Source organism: Methylomarinum vadi, assembly GCF_000733935.1.
GTDB lineage: Bacteria > Pseudomonadota > Gammaproteobacteria > Methylococcales > Methylomonadaceae > Methylomarinum > Methylomarinum vadi.
Map to the genome: position 1 here is coordinate 967,294 of NZ_JPON01000001.1, position 18,193 is coordinate 985,486.

The 18,193-nt window shown below is 55.5% G+C and carries 13 protein-coding genes; 7 read left to right on the top strand and 6 right to left on the bottom strand.

Translation table 11 applies throughout. The features are described from left to right. Positions 1-6 precede the first annotated feature (6 nt). Both EP25_RS0104940 and EP25_RS0104945 read left to right on the top strand, forming a co-directional pair. Positions 7-2,439 carry a hypothetical protein gene (locus tag EP25_RS0104940; protein ID WP_084190961.1) on the top strand — a complete coding sequence of 811 codons (2,433 nt, stop codon included), beginning with the start codon at positions 7-9 and terminating at the stop codon, positions 2,437-2,439. A gap of 126 nt (positions 2,440-2,565) precedes the next feature. Further along, on the top strand, positions 2,566-3,807 hold the full coding sequence (locus tag EP25_RS0104945; protein WP_031432871.1) for a peptidylprolyl isomerase: 1,242 nt from the start codon (positions 2,566-2,568) through the stop codon (positions 3,805-3,807). A 121-nt stretch (positions 3,808-3,928) separates the two neighbouring features. On the opposite strand, the gene EP25_RS21780 is transcribed toward EP25_RS0104945, so the two are convergent. Continuing rightward, positions 3,929-4,399: a TlpA family protein disulfide reductase gene (locus EP25_RS21780; protein WP_235185846.1), complete on the bottom strand. Its 471-nt coding sequence runs from the start codon at positions 4,397-4,399 to the stop codon at positions 3,929-3,931. Positions 4,400-4,552: 153 nt separating this feature from the next. Here EP25_RS21780 and EP25_RS0104955 point away from each other — a divergent pair, with 153 nt between their 5' ends. The 4 genes from EP25_RS0104955 (at position 4,553) to EP25_RS0104970 (ending at position 11,452) form a co-directional block, all read left to right on the top strand. Then, on the top strand, positions 4,553-5,890 hold the full coding sequence (locus EP25_RS0104955; RefSeq protein ID WP_036300263.1) for a TolC family protein: 1,338 nt from the start codon (positions 4,553-4,555) through the stop codon (positions 5,888-5,890). Between the two features lie 70 nt (positions 5,891-5,960). After that, positions 5,961-7,055: an efflux RND transporter periplasmic adaptor subunit gene (locus EP25_RS0104960; protein ID WP_031432874.1), complete on the top strand. Its 1,095-nt coding sequence runs from the start codon at positions 5,961-5,963 to the stop codon at positions 7,053-7,055. After that, complete coding sequence (locus EP25_RS0104965; protein ID WP_031432875.1) at positions 7,052-10,324, top strand: efflux RND transporter permease subunit; 3,273 nt, start codon at positions 7,052-7,054, stop codon at positions 10,322-10,324. The genes EP25_RS0104960 and EP25_RS0104965 overlap by 4 nt, the downstream gene beginning before the upstream one ends. Positions 10,325-10,753: 429 nt before the next feature. Further along, complete coding sequence (locus EP25_RS0104970; protein WP_031432876.1) at positions 10,754-11,452, top strand: urate hydroxylase PuuD; 699 nt, start codon at positions 10,754-10,756, stop codon at positions 11,450-11,452. Between the two features lie 123 nt (positions 11,453-11,575). Here the strand turns inward: EP25_RS0104970 and EP25_RS0104975 are convergent, their stop codons facing one another. Genes EP25_RS0104975 through EP25_RS0104995 form a run of 5 tightly spaced genes read right to left on the bottom strand, consistent with a single transcriptional unit; the run spans position 11,576 to position 17,075 of the window. Next, complete coding sequence (locus EP25_RS0104975) at positions 11,576-12,760, bottom strand: HlyD family efflux transporter periplasmic adaptor subunit (RefSeq protein ID WP_031432877.1); 1,185 nt, start codon at positions 12,758-12,760, stop codon at positions 11,576-11,578. Positions 12,761-12,767: 7 nt separating this feature from the next. After that, positions 12,768-14,192, bottom strand: a complete 1,425-nt coding sequence (locus EP25_RS0104980; RefSeq protein WP_031432878.1) for an efflux transporter outer membrane subunit — start codon at positions 14,190-14,192, stop codon at positions 12,768-12,770. Positions 14,193-14,194: 2 nt separating this feature from the next. Further along, complete coding sequence (locus tag EP25_RS0104985) at positions 14,195-15,775, bottom strand: DHA2 family efflux MFS transporter permease subunit (RefSeq protein ID WP_031432879.1); 1,581 nt, start codon at positions 15,773-15,775, stop codon at positions 14,195-14,197. Positions 15,776-15,781: 6 nt separating this feature from the next. Further along, positions 15,782-16,213: a hypothetical protein gene (locus EP25_RS0104990; protein ID WP_031432880.1), complete on the bottom strand. Its 432-nt coding sequence runs from the start codon at positions 16,211-16,213 to the stop codon at positions 15,782-15,784. 10 nt (positions 16,214-16,223) lie between these two features. Then, positions 16,224-17,075: a hypothetical protein gene (locus EP25_RS0104995; RefSeq protein ID WP_031432881.1), complete on the bottom strand. Its 852-nt coding sequence runs from the start codon at positions 17,073-17,075 to the stop codon at positions 16,224-16,226. A gap of 143 nt (positions 17,076-17,218) precedes the next feature. Between EP25_RS0104995 and EP25_RS0105000 the strand changes: the two genes are divergently transcribed. Beyond that, positions 17,219-18,088 (top strand): LysR family transcriptional regulator, encoded by an 870-nt coding sequence (locus EP25_RS0105000; protein WP_031432882.1) that lies wholly within the window; start codon positions 17,219-17,221, stop codon positions 18,086-18,088. Positions 18,089-18,193 lie beyond the last annotated feature (105 nt).

The following is an 18,193-nucleotide window of genomic DNA, read 5'->3' on the forward strand; positions in this document are numbered from 1 at the left end:
CACCGCATGAAGAACATTACCGTCCCGTTGCTGTTGATCGGCCTACTGGCCGGCCCGGCATTTGCCCGAATCATCCCCTATCAGGCGCCGACTGACGACCCGCTGATCAGAAACAATCCGATCGAAAAACCCGTCGCCGATAATACCCGTAAACCGAAAAACGATTACAACATCACGATCAATTACGAGCTGGGCATGCACTGCACCGGCTTCGACTTTTCCTATTGTTGTATTTTGCCACCTTATAATTCGATACAGAGCCAAGTCGTCAAGACGGCCACCGCCCCTTACACCTTTCCGCAATTATTGAAAGCCGACCCGAACGACCCCACCGTGCTGGTGGACGGCGATAAACGCATGAAGCTGGAATACGGCCACATCGACAATACCTTTTCCGAAGGCACGAAGCTGGCCTATTGGAATATTCCTTACGATGTCAACAAGGACGGCAAATACAGTAAGAACGAAAATGTCGGCAACGCCTATTTCACCCACCTCTACATCTACAAGGATCTGAAAGGCAGCAACCCGAAAAACACCAGTAAGGACAGCGAGAAACTGCGCATCGGCATTGAGCTGCCGATTCCCCGCGACGCCGGCCCTTCCGGCCAGCCGCTAAAAAACGGCCATCTGCATTACACCGGTGATACCGGCACCATCGTCTACACCAAGTCTCCGGTATTGGACAACGTACCGATCGTGCTGACCAATCCCGGCATCTGGGATGCCCTGGGCCTGCCGTTGACGCCGTTCTATGACGAGCTGATGAAGAAAAGCCCCCTGGAAATCGTCGAAAGCGATATCCGCCCTTATCAGGAGGCCTGGGTCGGCCTGGTAGACGCCGACAGCGGCAAGCCGGTGATCGACAGCCATAGCGGCAAGCCGGTCCGTTTCATCGGCACCAACCCGATCGACGTGCCCAACTGCGCCAACTGCCATGCCAACGAGAACGCCAACGGCGACAAATTCACTCTGTACAAACAAGAAAAAGCGTTCTGGAAAAGCCTCGGCGCTTCCGATTACATGGCCGATTTGAAAGCGACCTCGATCTCGATTCTGCAGATTCACGACGCCCGCCACGGTACGCAATTTCTGGCCAAATACGACCCCAGCAGCCGAGCGACGCAAAACCGTTTGGGCAACGATCCGGTTTTGTGCCAGCAATGCCATGCCGACAACGTCATCGGCGTGTTGGAGTCGAAAGGCGTCGCCCAAGTTTTGAGCGGCAGCAAAACCCGCGAGTCCTGGGATACCCCGATCGTGGCCCTGTCTCAGGCACTGCACCGGGTCCATCAAACCATGCGACCGCTGCCCGATTCCGAAGGCCGTACCGGTACCTGTGCCGGCTGCCATCCCGCCCACCGTCAGGACGGCTCGATGGACGGTTATCCAATCACGCCTGACGGCAAGAACTTCTATGCCGAGGCCGATAACCGCGACAGCAAGGGCGGCTGCTTCGCCGGGCGCGACGTACATTCCAATCCGAATAAGGAAAACGATGGCGTCGGCACACCGGAACACCTCAATGCCGTCGGTCAATGGCTACAGGCCAATGTCTCGAAGATCGGCAACGACCAGGGCGGCAAAGGCATGTGGTGCACCAATTGTCATAACCAGCTGTCGCGGGAACTGTATCAACGCGACAATCTGGAAAATGCCTTCAAACAAACCGGCACGACGATCCGTAACCAGTCTCTGGACGAAATTGCCAAGGCCATCGGTGTCGATCGCAAGACGCTGGAGCAAAAATATCTTGACCCCAAAGTCATCGCCGATAAGGACGGCCATGATAGCCCCAATAAATCCGGGATTTTGTTGACCTGGTCCAAGGAGCGCATGGCACCCGATATCGGCGTGATCGCGATGCAAGAAGACAAGCCGTTGATCCGCAAAGACGAAGACGGCGACGTCAACGTCGCGCTGTTGTCGGCCAATCCATCTACCAAGCTGGCATCACTGCAGCTGCCCGAAGGCGCCACTGGCGTGGCCGCGGTCTCGTATGACGCCGCCAGCCATGGTCGCGATTACTGGTTGGCGGCCGGCGAACCGCACTGCGCCGATTGTCATGCGCCACCTTATGTAGAAGGACAAGGCGGCGTCGCCTTCCCGATCAACCAGCCGGGTAAATATAGCCTGATGCGCTACTCGAAAGGTCACGCCGGCCTGGCATGCCAGGCCTGTCATGAGTCGATCCATGGGCTGTATCCGGTCAGGCCGATCGTCGACACCACCACCTATAAGCAGGCCACGCAATACAATCCGGACGGCAGTCACGGCCCGTTGTTGTGCGCATCCTGCCATGAAGTCAACGAATCCGGGGTGCCGATCGTCGCCGAAGGGCTGACGTGGGAAGGCAAGAAAATCAAGGATGACCTCGACGCGGCGATCAGCTGGATACACGGAAACGCGCATGATTTGGGAGGAAAAAATCGCAAATAACCCCACCTCCTTGCCGTATCGTTCCCACGCTCCTGCGTGGGAACGCAATCTGCATCCCCTCTTCGTGAGGCGACGCGAGCGGTGTGGCAACGATAATGAGATAACAATTGCTCACTTTATATCTTTATGAAGAAACGTTTGTCTTACATACTGTTAAGCGCTTTTTTACTACCTGCCCAAGCCAACCAGGTGCTAGTCACGATCGGTGATTCCGGCCGGGTTACCGAGCAAGAATTGGAAGCGGCAATGCTCGCGGCGCCTTTCGCCACGCAGTTTCCAGCAATGGACGAGCAAGACCAGGCTTATTTACGCGGCGACATGCTGCTACGGCTTGCCCGTGCGGAAGCGTTGTATCAGGAAGCGATTGCTTCCGACATTCAACAAACCCCTCAGTTCAAACAGGAAATCGGCAATTTCTCCACAACCACCCTGGCCCAGCGTTATCTTTACCGATTGCGCCGGCAAATCACGGTTCCCGACGATGTCGACCAACTATTCAAAGAGGAGTTTAGCGGCAACGGCGATGCGCTGACCGCTGCCCGCTCGGCCTACCTCGCCCGCCGTTTTTCCGAAGCCAAGCAAGTCGCCCTAAAAAGTTTACGCGAACAGGCGAATGTGCGAACCCATTTCGAGCGACTGAACGGCCAACCGTCAAAAGACAGTTTGTTGGCCGAGGGCGATGCTCTCTCGATACGCTATGGCGATTTATTCGCAAATAATGACCGCGAAATCGAGCTCGACGCCATTGAGGACGAAGTCAATGAATGGATCGATCTGATGCTGATGGCCCGGACGGCCCAGCAACAGGGAGAAAACATCGCTGCGCAATTGGCCGAATACGGCCACGATCTGGCGATACGCCTCCTGCTGGCGCAGCAAGAACAAAACTGGATTCCGGATGAACAAACTCTGTTCGACTATTTTCAACGCCATCCCGATATCGGCTATATTCCGGAACGTAGGCAAATCGGTCAGATCGTAGTCGCTACTAAGCAACAGGCCGAACAACTCCGCGCCCGCATCGTCGCCGGCGAAAGCTTGTTCGAGCTGGCCGGCAGTTACAGCATCGACCCTTACGGCCGCCAACGCCTGGGCGACATGGGTTGGTTAAGCGCGGGCAGCGCCGCGCCGGAAATCGAACAAGCCATCGACGGTCTGCCCAACGATCGAGTCAGCGAACCGATTCAAACCGAAAAAGGCTGGCACTTGGTCATGATCGTCGATCGCAAACCGTCTGTGCGCAAAAATTTCGCCGCGATCAAGGACCGGGTCAGGCAAAAATTTGTCGCGGAAAAAATGAGCGAGTATTTACGCGAGGTGACAAAAAAATATCCGTTGAAATGGCAGATCGCCGAGCGGGATGAATGAACATCGATTTAAAAAATTGTAGAGGCCGTAGGATGTGCTGACGACAGGAAGCGCATCAACCCATATAAACCGATGCGCTTCACGTTGTTCAGCACATCCTACATTTTTCTTGTCTGGAAACCTACCGCAACAACGGCTCTACGATAGTGGCGAACGCTTCCTTGCGGAAGATGCCCTGCTGCATGTACACAAGATGGCCGTCGCGGCCGATGACCACGGTGAACGGCAAGACGCCGAAGGAATTGCCCCACTGTTTCAGCAATTCGTATTGCGATTCGGGATCGGCCTGCAAGATCGGATAATTGATGCCGACCGTGCGGACAAAATTGCGCAGCTTACGAGTTTCGTCGAGACCGACACCGATGACCAGCAACCCTTGGTCCGCGTAACGGGCCTGGTAATCGATAAAGTCCGGAATTTCAAGTTGACAGGGACCGCACCAGGTGGCCCAGAAGTTAAGAAGAATAACCTGACCATGCCAGTCGTACAGGTTATGTCTTTGACCATCGAGATCATCAAGAATCAAGGGCGGCAATTCCCAGGCATTGCTGATGCGTTTTCCGTGGCGGGAATTGTCGGTTGCCAGGGCCATTGCGCTCGCTAACCAGAGCAACGCAACTATAATCAGTCGATAGGTGATTTTAAACGGCTTGTTCATAGGATTTTTGCTTACTGTCGTTAAACACGGATTGAAATTAGTATACAATATTAACATTCTCTAAAATACCAGGACCGGCTAGCTCCCATGCATACACTTCGAAAAACTCTGACATTTCTCGGCGCTGCATTCTGGCTGAATAGCGGCGTCCTTAATGCGGAAAGTTTTACATTGCCGCAAGCGGTGGACTACGCGCTGCAAAACAACCCCGACCTGCAAATCATGCAGGAACGCATCGGTCAGGCCGAAGCGCAATTGGGCGAAGCGTTGGCCGCTTTTTATCCGCAAATCAAGACCGGCCTTTACTACGAACACAGCGACAACCCATCGCGGGCCTTCGCCATGGTCATTTCGCAACGGCGCTTGGATTTTTCCATAGGCGACCAGGGCTTTAACCATCCCGGTGGGGTCGACAATTACCGCCCGGAAGTCTCGGCGAGTTATTCGTTGTTCCGAGGCGGCCAGGACTACCAGCGCAGCAAGGCCGCCGAACTGGGTGTGGAAGCCGCAGCGCTGAACCGTTCGGCGTTGCGTAACCGATTGATTCAGGCCGTACATTCGGCTTATTACGGCTACCTTGCCGCTGTCGAAGCGCACAAGGTCACCCAACGCTCGATCACCGCCGTCACCAGCGAATTGAAACAAAGCCGTACTCGTTACGAAGCCGGCACCGCCTTGAAGTCCGATGTCTTATCGCTGGAAGTACAACTGGCGCAGGCGCAGGACGATGAAATCCAGGCCGCCAATGCCATCGAATTGGCCCGTACCGGTTTGAAAACACTACTGGGACTCAACGCCGAGAAAAGTTTGGAGATCGAATCCGGCGCCGATTGGGCATTACCCGAAGCCGATAACGGCTTCGCCGAACTGCTTAGCCAGGCGATGGCACAACGCCCGGAAATCCTCGCGGCCAACAAGCAATTAGCCATCGCGCAACGCCAGCTCAGTGCCGCCCAAGGTACCCACCTGCCTCGCGCCGATGCCTATGTCAGTTACGGTTCGGACAGTAAGAATCTAGACTTTAGCACCAACCGCGACAACGTGACAGCCGGCGTCAAGGTGGAAATGGATATTTTTTCCGGTTTCGCCACCCAGGAAAAAATCAACGAAGCCAGGCACCAGTTGACCGCTGCTGAGAAAACCGTTACCCGCACCCGGCTGAATATCGAAAAAGAGGTCAAATCGGCCCATTTAAAATTGCAAGAGGCCTTAGCCCGGTTGAAAGTCACGACTGCTTCGGTAGCGGCTGCGGAAGAGGCCTTACGCATGGTCAACGAACAACGCAATGCCGGCGTTGTTACCGTCACGCGCTATATAGAAGCCGAAGTCGCCCGCGACCGAGCTTTGTCGCGCAGAATTGCGGCCCGTTTCGACGCCCTAATCGCCGACGCTCAACTGAACCAGGCCATCGGACGCTGGCGCTAAAGGATAAACAAAAACAATTTTGCGTCTTTCGCCCTGTACTTGAACCTTTTACTTTGCACATCTAAAAACCATGACTGACATTTCCTCCTTGCAAAAATCGAAATGGTTGATTCCGTCGCTGTCGATACTGGCATTGATTCTGGTGATTTTGTTCGCGCTGGGCGTCATCGGCGGCGGTGAAAAAGTGGAGCCGGGCACCACCGTGCATAAACTGACGCCGCTACCGGCCGGCGCCAAGACCCTGACCGTCGGCAAGGAGTTGTCCGACAACCTCATGTCCTGGCCGGGTACGATACGCTCGCGCAGTATCGCCAAGATCGCGCCGAAACTGAATGCCCGCATTCTCGAAGTCACCGTCAATGCCGGCGATGCCGTCAAGAAGGGCGAAGTCATCGCCCGCCTTGACGAACAAGCCTTGCGCGCTTCCTACCAGGAGGCGCTGGCCGTGCTGAATGCGGCTCAGGCGCAAGCCGATCAGGCGATCGCCGACGAAAAAAGAATCAAGGAATTGTACAGCAAGGAGGCGGCCACCCGGCAAAATTACGACGCGGTCGTGGCCAGGGCCAATACCGCCCGCGCCACGGTCAAACAGGCCCGCAGCGCGGTCAAACAAATCAAGGTCAATCTGGGCGAGAATGTGCTGCTGGCGCCGTTCGACGGCATCATCAGCGAACGGTTGAAAGAACCGGGCGACATGGGCCTGCCCAACGATCCGATCGTGATCCTGCAAAAACCGGATGATCTGCGCATGGAAGCGGCGATCCCGACCAGCTGCGCGAAACGCATCACGCTGGGCATGCCGGTCGATATCCGTATCGATACGTTGAATAAGAAAATCACCGGCAGGATCGACGAAATCGTGCCGGAAATCGATCCCCTGACCCGCACCCAATTGGTCAAGGCCGCCCTGCCCTCATCCGAAGGTTTGATCCCGGGCCTGTTCGCCTGGCTGGAACAAAGCTGCGAGGAACACCAGAATGTGTTGCTGATTCCAGTTTCCGCGGTGCTGCATTACGGCCAGCTGGAAGCGGTAAAGATCGTCGAGAACAAACAGGTCTATACCCGTCATATCCGCACCGGCAAACAGCGCGGCGATAAAGTCGAGGTACTTTCCGGCCTGCGCGAAGGCGAAACCATCCTGATCAATAGTGGATTGCAGCAATGAGCGAAAGCCAGGAAAAGCAAAAAGACAGCATAACCGTCAGTATCGTCCGGCTGTTCACGACCTCGCAACTGTCGCTGTTGTTTCTGATCATCTCGCTGCTGGCCGGCGCCGCCGCACTGGTATTGACGCCGCGCGAGGAAGACCCGCAAATCATCGTGCCGGTCATGGACGTCTTCGTCGACTATCCCGGCGCCTCCAGCGAGGAAATCGAGATGCTGGTGACGACGCCGCTGGAGGCTTTGCTCAGCCAGATCGACGGCGTCGAATATGTTTATTCGGCCTCGAGTCCCGGACAATCGGTGGTGACGGTACGCTATTATGTAGGCGAAGACTTGGAGCAAAGCCTGATCAAGACCCGCGACAAATTGTTGGCCAATCAGGACATCATTCCGCCAGGCGTCACCAACTGGCTGGTCAAGCCGGTCGAGATCGACGACGTGCCGACCGTGTTGATTACGCTGTCCCCGCAGAACGAAGTCTACGATTCGATGGCGATCCGCCGTATCGCCGACGAGCTGATCGAGCGCCTGCGCGTCGTGGAAAACGTCGGTAAGAGCTGGGTGGTCGGCGGCACGGCAAGACGTATCACGGTCTATCCGGACCCGGTCAAGCTGGCCGCCCGCGAAACGACATTATTGGAAGTCAAGAAGGCCCTGGCCAACAGCAACGTCAACATGCAGGCCGGCAGCTTCGACAGCCACGACAAGGAGATTCTGCTGGAAGCCGGCCCACACTTCAAAACGCCCGAGCAAGTCGCCGCGACCGTGATCAAGAGCGTTAACGGCCGCCTGGTCTATCTGCGCGATGTCGCTCAAATCATAGACGGACCGCTCGACCCACGCCATTACACCCGTATCGGCTTCGGCCCGGCGGTCGAGGAGATGCGCACGATCGGCAAGGCGGTCGGTAACCATCCGGAGGCTGGCGAGGAACGCGAAGCGGTGACGCTGGCGATCGCCAAGCGCAAGGGCAGCAATGCGGTCAGCGTCGCCGAGGACGTATTGGCCTTGGCCGAGGAGTTGCGCGGCACCCTGGTTCCCGACGACGTGTTGATGACGGTCAGCCGCAATTACGGGGAAACCGCCGATCACAAGGTCAACGAATTGGTCAAACACTTGGGGATAGCGATCCTGACGATCATCGTCCTGCTGGCGTTGGCCCTGGGGCTGAAGGAATCCTTCATTGTCTCGATCGCGGTGCCGATGACCTTCGCCGTGACCTTGTTGTTCGACTTGATCTTCGGCTACACGATCAACCGGGTCACCTTGTTCGCGCTGATCCTGTCGCTCGGCCTGCTGGTCGACGACCCGATCGTCGACGTCGAGAATATCCACCGCCATTACAAAATGCGCAAGGAGCCGCCGTTGCGCGCCTTGCTGACGGCCGTCGATGAAGTGCGGCCGCCGACCATCCTGGCGACATTCGCGGTGATCGTGTCGTTTCTGCCGATGTTCTTCATCACCGGCATGATGGGACCGTACATGGCGCCGATGGCCTTCAACGTGCCGATCGCGATGCTGTTGTCATTGCTGATCGCTTTCACTGTGACCCCCTGGGCCAGTTACCGTCTGCTGAGAAAAGACTACGGCAAGGGCCACGGCAAGCCGTTCGAATTGAAAAACACCTTCGGTTTTCGCATCTACAAAGCGATTCTGGCACCTTTGATCGCCACCCCGGCCCGTTCGCGCTGGTTCTTATTGGCTATCTTCGTCGCCTTCGTCGCCTCGTCCATGCTGGCGGTGACCCGTGTCGTGCCGTTGAAGCTATTGCCTTTCGACAACAAAACCGAGTTGCAACTGGTCATCGACATGCCGCGCGGCACGACATTGGAGGAAACCGACGCCGTCGCCACGGCGCTGGGCCGCTATCTGGCCACGGTCAACGAAGTCACCGATTACGAAACCTATGTTGGCCTGGCCTCGCCGATGGATTTCAACGGCATGGTGCGTCACTATTATTTGCGCAAAGGCAGTCATGTCGGCGAGATTCGCATCAATCTGCTGCATAAGGAAAAACGCGAGCAGCAATCCCATGAGATCGCGTTGCGCATCCGTCCCGACATCGATCGCATCGAACGCCAATACGGCGCCAACATCAAGATCGTCGAATTGCCGCCCGGCCCGCCGGTACTGTCGACCGTCGTCGCCGAAGTCTACGGCCCGCCGGAAGCCAGTTATGACGACATCATCGCGGTCTCCGACCGGGTCAAGGCCGCGCTGAAACAAACCGAGGGCGTGGTCGATGTCGACGACATGGTCGATGCCGAACACGAACAGATTCATTTCCTGCTGAACCGCCCCAAAGCCGCGCTGAACGGCGTCACGACCGAACAGGTCGCCAATACGCTGAAACTAGCACTGGCCGGAGAGAATGTCGGCACCGTGCATATCGTCAGCGAACGCCAGCCCTTGCTGATTCATCTGCAACTACCTAGGCCGCTGCGCTCCTCGGCCGCCGATCTGCTGGCACTCCGGGTCAAGACCGACGACGACAAGCTAATTTCGCTCGGCGAAATCGGCACGATAATCGAGGAAAACGCCAGCCGTACGATTTATCATAAAAATCTGCAGCGGCTGTCCTACGTCACCGCGGAAATGGCCGGCCGTAGCCCGGTCGAGGCGGTATTGGATATGTATGACTGGCTGGATAACAATCCGCTGCCGGCAGGCTATCATGCCGAACTCGCCGGCGAAGGGGAATGGAAGATCACCGTCGACGTGTTCCGCGACCTCGGCCTGGCCTTTGGCGCGGCGATGGTGATGATTTATGTGCTGTTGGTCGGCCAGACTGGTTCGCTCGGCATTCCGTTGATCATGATGATCGCGATTCCGTTGACCGTGATCGGCATCATGCCGGGCTTCTGGTTCATCAACCTGTTCACGGAGCCGGTCGGAGACTACGCCAATCCGGTCTACTTCACCGCGACGGCGATGATCGGCATGATCGCCTTGGCCGGTATCGTCGTGCGTAACTCGATTATCCTGATCGATTTCATCGAGCGCGCCTACAACCGAGATCGCGAGACAACCCTGGCCGATGCGCTGATCGAGGCCGGCGCGACCCGGCTGACGCCGATCTTCCTTACCGCCGCTGCCGCGGTGTTCGGCTCGGCCATCATCGTACTTGACCCGATCTTTTCCGGCCTGGCCTGGAGCTTCATTTTCGGCATCATCGCCTCGACGCTGTTCTCGCTGGTCGTGATCCCAGTAGTGTATTACCTGATCATGCGCAACAAGCCGAAGCAGATGGATGTCGAGGAAGAATTGTAAGGCGCTCTATGCGTTAATGCCGATAACGTAAGTAGTTATCTCGGCAGGAAGTGCCGAGTTTAAATAACAGGGATGTTACACAAGCCTTCCGGTCTTGCTCAGGATTTGGCTAAAAACCGCCGGAAACGTATTTTCAACCTATAGGGAATCCTTGGAGGTAATAGCCCGATATGCGGTTTAGTATGCATTTCCACGCAGAGTGCGGGAATGATTGGGGTAACCCTGAACAAAGTTGATTACGACCATATTCTTATCATAGTCCGTCCCCAATTCTCCGCTGGAAGAAGCGCAGAGACGAGACCTTTGCCGCAACGCATTCCGTGCGCCTGTCAACATAATTATTTGACTTCAAAGTAGTTTCTGTGTCTATATCTCAGTTCCACATGACATAACGTGGACCAACAATAATTATAAAAGAGAGGTATTGCTATGGATTTATTTACGACCAAAATCGGTATTGAAATGCTGTTGCGTTGGGGGCATTTCCTGGCTGGCGTCACCTGGATAGGATTGCTTTATTATTTTAATTTTGTCCAAACCGAATATTTCAAAGAAGCCGAAGCGGCCGCCAAAGCGGATGCCGTACAGAAACTGGTGCCGCGCGCTTTATGGTGGTTCCGCTGGGGGGCGCTTTTCACCTTATTGACGGGGCTGGGTATTTTCGCGGTGCGTGGCGGCGGCATGTCGATGGACATTTACGTTGGCGCCCTGCTTGGGCTGTTCATGTTCTTGAATGTCTGGCTCATCATCTGGCCGAAGCAGAAAATCGTCATTGCTTCGGCCAAACAAGTCGCGGAAGGAGGCAGTGCATTGCCGGAAGCGACCGATGCGTTAGCGACCGCAGGCTTGGCATCGAGAACGAATACCCTGTTTTCAATTCCGATGCTGTTTTTCATGGGCGCCTCCGCCCACTATCCGCATAGTTTCAGCCTGCCTGCCCTGATTGTCGCCATCGCAATTATTCTGGTGCTGGAATACAACGGCGCCTATCCGGCCATCAAGCAATTCGCTCCGCTCAATAAACTGCCCGCAGGCGGCAAAATAAAGCTGATTGCCAGCGTCAACGGCGTCATCCATATCGGTTTAGGTCTGACGATTATCTTGTTCTTCGTTCTCGATATGTTGTAACGAGATGCGGCGAAACATTTGTTCCGTTGCCTTCGAGCGATAGCGAATCAAGCAATAAGCCGACCGGGAAAATCCCGGCGGCTTTTTAGCCGGCATTCACTCTAATTCCTACCGCGCAAGCCATTAGAGCTCCTTATCACTCGAAAAAGATTCCACTTTATTGGCGGAAATGATGTGACTGATCATCTGTTCTACCCCCTCCAACTCATGCTCAAAGATGTCGGTGCGATAAGCTTCGGTAGCGGTATTCACCCGGGAATCGAGCATGGCCTGTCCTGTTCCTTCGACGTTGATTCGGGTCAATGTCGACAGTCCCGGTTGCAGCGGCCGTTGCTTTAGTTCTTCCGGATCGAGGCCGATACGCACCGGCACTCGTTCGGCGATATGGATAAAATTGCCGCTGGCATTGTCGGTCGGCAACAAGGCGAAGGCGCTGCCGGTGCCGGGATTGATACCTTCCACCACGCCGTGGTAAATGCGTTCGTCGCCGTAGGAGTCGACCTTGATCTCGGCCGTTTGGCCCGGTCTGACTCGGGCGATTTTGGTCTCCAGCAGGTTAGCCTCCACCCACAGATCCTGCAGCGGTACGATCACCAACAATGGCGTGCCTGCCTCGACGCGATCGCCGATTTGGGCGCGGCGTTTGGCGACGAAGCCGGAAACAGGCGCGATGACATCGCGGCGATGATATTCCAGATAGGCTCGTCTCAACCGGCTTGTCGCCTTTTCGACAGAGGGATGTGTTTCCAGGTTTTCAACAAGCACCTGAGCTTCGATGCCCATTTTCTCGGCGCGGATCGCGGCGATTTCGGCCTTCAATTGACGTATTTGATCTTCGGCGTTCTGTACTTTCTGATCGGATACGGCGCCTTCCTTCGCCGCCGCCTGAAACCGGCGCAGGTCATGTCGGACCCGTTTCAAAGCCGCCTGGCGCGCGGTGACGCGCTGCACTAGGGTTTCGATGTTGGCCTGCAAGGCGACGATATCGCGCACTGTCTCGCCCAGTTCGGCCCGGGCTTGTTGCAAGGCGATTTTCGCCCGGGTGCCATCCAGCTTGACCAAGGTCTGCCCCCTTTTAACCTGTTGGGTATCTTCCGCCAGGATCTCGACAATGGTACCGTCGGTTTGTGTCTTAACGGTAATTAAATGGCCAGTCACGAAGGCATCGTCGGTCGTCACCCAGTCCCTGTTCGAATACCACCAATAGCCGAAATAAGCCATGCACGCCGCTATTATAAACGCCGTTACCGCGAGCAAGCGACGGTTACGTTGGCGCATGATTTCCTTGGGTCGGATGGTTTTCTGCATACTCTGTTTAGTCGGGTGTCTTCGTGTCAAAACCGCCGCCCAGCGCTTTCAATAACCCGGTGGCGGCTTGCAAATGCCGGTTTTCCAAAGAGGCCAAGCGCAAATGTTCGCGGTATTCGGCGTTGCGTGCCTGCAATAATTGTGTTCTGTCATGCAAACCTTGGCGATAAAGCACTTCCGCCAGTCTGCGCGTTTCCGACATCGCATTTATGGTTCGGCGTTGTTCATTCAGGCGCGCTTCGCTTTCTTGCCATCGAACCAGGGCATCGGCTACTTCTTGCACTGCCCTGAGCACTTGACCGTTATAACGTTCGACAGCTTCATCGTAGAATGCTTCGCGGTAATAGAGTCGGGCCCGCAACCGGCCGCCCTCGAACAACGGAAACTGGATCGATGGTCCCACCGCATAGGCCAGACTGGAGCCTTCCAACAGCACGTCGGACAGGCTGACGCTGTGCAACCCGGCAAAGGACACCAAATTGACATCGGGATAAAACGCAGTTTCGGCCACCTTGATTTCCTCCGCTGCCGCTTCGACCCACAAGCGCGTCGCCATCACATCCGGCCGATGGGCCAATAAATGCAGCGGTAAATCCGCCGGCAATTCCGGCGCCGCTAACGACAACTCTTCGGCAATAACGATCTCGTCGCCCCAATCGGGCCCTTTACCGGCCAACGCGGCCAAGCGATGTCGGTGCACTGCCGACTCGGCGTTTATCGCCATTTCATGCTGCCGAGCCTGATTCAACGCCCGCTCGGCATCGAGCACCGGGCCGGTGGCAACCAGACCTTGCTGCAGCCGGACTTGGCTCAAGTGCAATAATTGCTCCTGACAAACCACTATTTTGTTTATGCTAAGTCGTTTCTTCTCCGCCGCCAATAAATCGAAATACACCTTCGCCACCGCGACCGACAACAACAACCGGGCATCGGCCAGTTCCGTTTCACTGGCCATCGCTTCGCCGACGGCGGCCTGCAGCGCGGCCTTATCCCTTCCCCACAAATCCAGGTGATAGCGCAGCACCAATGGGTTGATCAGCACTTGGCGAAAATGCTCGCCGGCCAATTTAGCCTGGGTACTGTTGGCCGAGAAACGTTGCGCACTGAAGCTGACATTGGCCTGCACGGTCGGATACAATTCGGCCGCTTGCACGTCGACCACGGCCTCGGATTGTCTTAAACGGGCCGCAACCGATTTCAAGTCGGGATTGTTGCGTAAAGCCGTGGTAATCAAATCGTCCAGTTCGGGAGAGCGGAATTGCCGCCACCACTTCCGTTCCGGCCAATGGCCATGCCGATTCAATTCGCTGGCGGCTAAAGTCTTATCCAACCGGGGAGCCTCAATCATTGTGGCCCGCTCGCTCGGTTCCGGCCGTAACGCGCAACCGGTCAATAACAAACATATCAGGCTGATGCGGAGGCAAGCGTGCAACTTTAAACCTCCCGCACCAACAAAGCCAAAGCCCGACGCCGCATGCGTTGCGCCAGCGTGCCCTTGGCGGGCTGACGGGTCGGATGGGCCAACCAAACCAACAACGACAAGGCAATGAACACGCAACCGGCAAGCCAAAAGGCATCGTTGATCGCCCGGATCGCCGCCTGCTCGCGCCCCATCCCGGCGAATTGAATCAGCGCGGTGGAACCGGAAAACCCTGAGTCTGTGAGTAATTCGATGGATTCGCTGAAACGCTGGTCGAACGGCGTATGGGTTTCGGCAAAATGGGTCTGATGCAGCGGCGTGAGAAAATAGAAAACGATGCCTTGGAAGGAAATGCCGATGGCGCCGGCCGCGATGCGTAGCGACGTGGCTAATTCCACGGCCCGCCATTGCCGATCCGGCGGCAAACCATGCAGCAGCAACGCCGTCAGCGGCGCGAAGAAACTGCCCAGGCAGATCCCTTCCAACAACTTGGGCCAGAACAACTGCTGGTAGGCATCGAAATGTTCGAACCGGCTCAACCAGAAATACGTGCCGGCGAAGCCGAGAAGATTGAGCGAAGCCAGCAGGCGGGCGTCGACATGTTTGACGATTTGATGGAAACCGCCGGCCACCGGCTTGGCGAAAATCGCCATCGGCAAAAAGACCAGGCCGGCCAGAAACGACGAATAACCCATGGTCAATTGCAACTGCACGACCAGCAGCGACAACAAGCCTTGAAAGAACATAAAGCCGAAGAACAACACTAGCGTACCGATGGCGAAATTTCGTTGCGCGAACAAACGTATATCCAGAAACGGATGGCGCACGCTCAATTCCCAGACCACCCAATAACTTAGTGCCATCAAGCAAAACCCCAACAATCCCATCAGATAAAGAGAATTATTCCAATCCCAATCGTTGCCTTGATTCAGCAAGGTCTGAAAGGAAGCCAACGCTGCCAGTAATAATAGAAAGCCGACCAGGTCGAAACGGCGGCGGATCAATTTGGCTCCGCGTCGGTATAAAAGCGCACCGACGATGCCGGCGATCGCTAATGCTAGCGGAACATTGATGATAAACAACCAGCGCCAGCCCAGGTTGTCGGCGATCCAGCCGCCGCACGGCGGACCGAACGTGAACGGCGTCAAGGTGAACAAGGTCCAGACGCCGATACCGATATTCTTGCGCCGCTGCGGGTATTCCTTCATCAACATCGACTGTCCCAACGGCAAGGTCATGCCGCCGGAAAATCCCAACACGATACGCGCTGCCAAGAACTCATACAACGAGCTGCTGTAGGCACAGACGGTCGATGCCAGGGCGAACACGATAAAGGCCCAAACCAAGGGGCGGTATTCGCCCAAGCGCCGCGACATCCATATCCCCACCGGCAAGGCCAAGGCCAGACCCAACATATAGTCGGTTTGAGTCCAGGTCGCAAAGCTGGGCGGTATCGACAAACCGCCGACAACACGTGGCAACATGGCGATATAGGCGCCGGCATTGAACAGGACGACGGCATGACCGAGTCCCAAGCAAAGATTGAATAGAACGAAACGCCAACCGCGCAGCTTTTTGGGGAAGACCTCGGACATCGTTCTTCAGCTAAACCAAGCCAACATCATCAGACCGAAACCCAGCGATACGCCCACATACAGTTGCGTCTTGATCAAGAGTGACGACCGGCGCCAATAGGCGTAGAACGCATGAACAAAACGGTTCCTAGAAGCGATAAACTGACGCTTGCAGATGGCAAGCCAGCTAGCAATACGGCCTACTAACCGGTAGAGGAAAACAGCTCCTATCGACAGCATCAAATAAAAAACGATGATCTGCGTGGTATGGCGGCCGGTATGAAAAAGATGTTCGACTAACAGATCCAAGCTGAATTCGAGCAGCTCGAAGGCACCGTGCAAGAACTCGAATAGCAAATCGGGCTGCATCAGTCCCCCGGTCAACAGCGTTCCGGCGACCCATTTAAACTTAATCGATAACAGGGCTTTCAAATAAATATTTCCTAACAATACCGGCATGCCAAGCCTCCTATTTCGTCGCCGTGAGTCCCATATCATGAAATCCCTGGGCAAGCAGAGGCGCGACCCGTTGGCGCAGTATCGCCTTGAACTTTGCCCCATCGCGCGCCAACAGCGTCTCGACCGGCGCTTCATACGCCGTTGTTTTTTCGGCGGTCCGTGCAATGACCTTGCCCGATTTCGGATCGATTAACTTGAGCAACACCTGCAACGAAAGTTGTCCGGCGAAGATTCTGTATTGGCCTATTCCCACCTCCAGAATGGCATCGGCCGAATCCGCTGCGGGCTTATTGCTTTCGTTGCCGATCCCACTCTGTTCATACCATCGCTCGACCGCATCATGCCAGCGAACTACATCCGCACCAAGCTCGCTGTCTGCCATCGGCAACCGCCCTAAGCGACGATCGACTGTCGTTTGCATTCGCGCCTTGTTGAGTTGAGTGGCCGCTTCATGCGACAACACGAGCGATGGCAGCCAGTCGGAAGACTGTGGCTCAACTAGGGCAATATCCGATGGCTCAACCAATTCAACGCTATCCCCCTCGCCGACAAGGCCTGCAACCAGCAAATCGCCCGGCAAACGGTAAAGCATGGTTTCGGCAACCACCGGCAAAACCATGTTGTCGTAATGCGCGTAAACCGGCATGCGTGTGTCCAGCAAATCCGGCATGATTTCCAGCGGCGGCGCTTCCATTGCGACCACCCTCAGCGTCTTAATCTGCGTTCTTGCCGAATCCGGCAATTTAAGCGGAGCCGACATGCAGCCGGGCAATAATAACGCCAGCACGCAAGAAACCGTGACTTTGGCGTTAAACCGATTGTTGTTAGGTTGATTTAGCCAGTTTGAAAACAGCTGAAACATTTTAATACCCTCCTCTATACACCTATCACTGCAAGCCTTTACAACAAAACCGCTAGGCTTGACGACTACTATAAAATCCGATGATGAAATAGGACAAACGATTTTTATTGGACTTTAATATCGAAAATATCGATACTAAAAAAATGGACATCGAACAAATCAGAACTTTTTTAAGTGTCGCCGCCAATGGCAGCTTTCAAGAAGCCGCCAACAGGCTGTACGTCACGCAATCGACAGTCAGTACGCGCATCCAGCGCCTGGAAGCTTATCTCCGCGTACCGTTGTTCGTGCGCAACCGTTCCGGCGCTCATCTGACGCAACAAGGGCGGCGTTTCTTGCGTCATGCCAAATCGCTGCTGTTGACCTTGGAACAGGCGCGCCACGATATCGGCCTGCCCAGTCGCTTTCAAGGCAGCATCACGGTCGGCGCGCGGATCGCGCTGTGGGAGGAATTGTTGCCGCGTTGGATAGGTAAAATTCGGGAGAAATCGCCCGATGTCTCGATCCGCTGCGATATCGGCTTCGAAGAGGACTTGATGCGCCGCTTGATCGAAGGAACGTTGGATATCGGCTTGATGTATACGCCGCAATACAGTCCGGGCCTCACGGTCGAACACCTGTTCGACGAAACCCTGGTGCTGTTGACGACCACGCCGAACAAGCCCTGGCCGGACGACGATTATGTTCATGTCGATTGGGGTCCGGCCTTTTATGCCCAACACCGCAACAGCTACCCGACCCTGGAACGGCCGGCGCAAGTGGTCAATATCGGCTGGCTGGGCATACAATTGGTCCTGAATAATGGCGGTTCCTGCTACTTACCGATTCGTATGGCGGAACCGTTTATCAAATCGCGACAATTGCACTTGGTCAGTGATAGCCCGCAATTCAAATTGCCGGCTTACATGGTGTTTCCGCAGGACAGCGATTGCACGGTGATACAGCAGGTGCTGGACAAGCTTAGGGCCTTGGCCAAGTTCGAACAGCAAAAACGTTACCCGGGAATCGCTTAAACCTATCGGTTATATGTTTCTATAAATAATGTATAACAACATCGTAGAGACTATTTATAAAGCCTTGAAGCCCGCATGAAACCATGCGGAATGCGGGACTTCGGA

What these genes read in the sequence shown, in the direction of transcription:
- EP25_RS0104940 (WP_084190961.1), top strand. Translation starts at nt 7, where the DNA reads ATGAAGAACATTACCGTCCCGTTGCTGTTGATCGGCCTACTGGCCGGC.
- EP25_RS0104945 (WP_031432871.1), top strand. Translation starts at nt 2,566, where the DNA reads ATGAAGAAACGTTTGTCTTACATACTGTTAAGCGCTTTTTTACTACCT.
- EP25_RS21780 (WP_235185846.1), bottom strand. Translation starts at nt 4,399, where the DNA reads ATGGCCCTGGCAACCGACAATTCCCGCCACGGAAAACGCATCAGCAAT.
- EP25_RS0104955 (WP_036300263.1), top strand. Translation starts at nt 4,553, where the DNA reads ATGCATACACTTCGAAAAACTCTGACATTTCTCGGCGCTGCATTCTGG.
- EP25_RS0104960 (WP_031432874.1), top strand. Translation starts at nt 5,961, where the DNA reads ATGACTGACATTTCCTCCTTGCAAAAATCGAAATGGTTGATTCCGTCG.
- EP25_RS0104965 (WP_031432875.1), top strand. Translation starts at nt 7,052, where the DNA reads ATGAGCGAAAGCCAGGAAAAGCAAAAAGACAGCATAACCGTCAGTATC.
- EP25_RS0104970 (WP_031432876.1), top strand. Translation starts at nt 10,754, where the DNA reads ATGGATTTATTTACGACCAAAATCGGTATTGAAATGCTGTTGCGTTGG.
- EP25_RS0104975 (WP_031432877.1), bottom strand. Translation starts at nt 12,760, where the DNA reads ATGCAGAAAACCATCCGACCCAAGGAAATCATGCGCCAACGTAACCGT.
- EP25_RS0104985 (WP_031432879.1), bottom strand. Translation starts at nt 15,775, where the DNA reads ATGTCCGAGGTCTTCCCCAAAAAGCTGCGCGGTTGGCGTTTCGTTCTA.
- EP25_RS0104990 (WP_031432880.1), bottom strand. Translation starts at nt 16,213, where the DNA reads ATGCCGGTATTGTTAGGAAATATTTATTTGAAAGCCCTGTTATCGATT.
- EP25_RS0104995 (WP_031432881.1), bottom strand. Translation starts at nt 17,075, where the DNA reads ATGTTTCAGCTGTTTTCAAACTGGCTAAATCAACCTAACAACAATCGG.
- EP25_RS0105000 (WP_031432882.1), top strand. Translation starts at nt 17,219, where the DNA reads ATGGACATCGAACAAATCAGAACTTTTTTAAGTGTCGCCGCCAATGGC.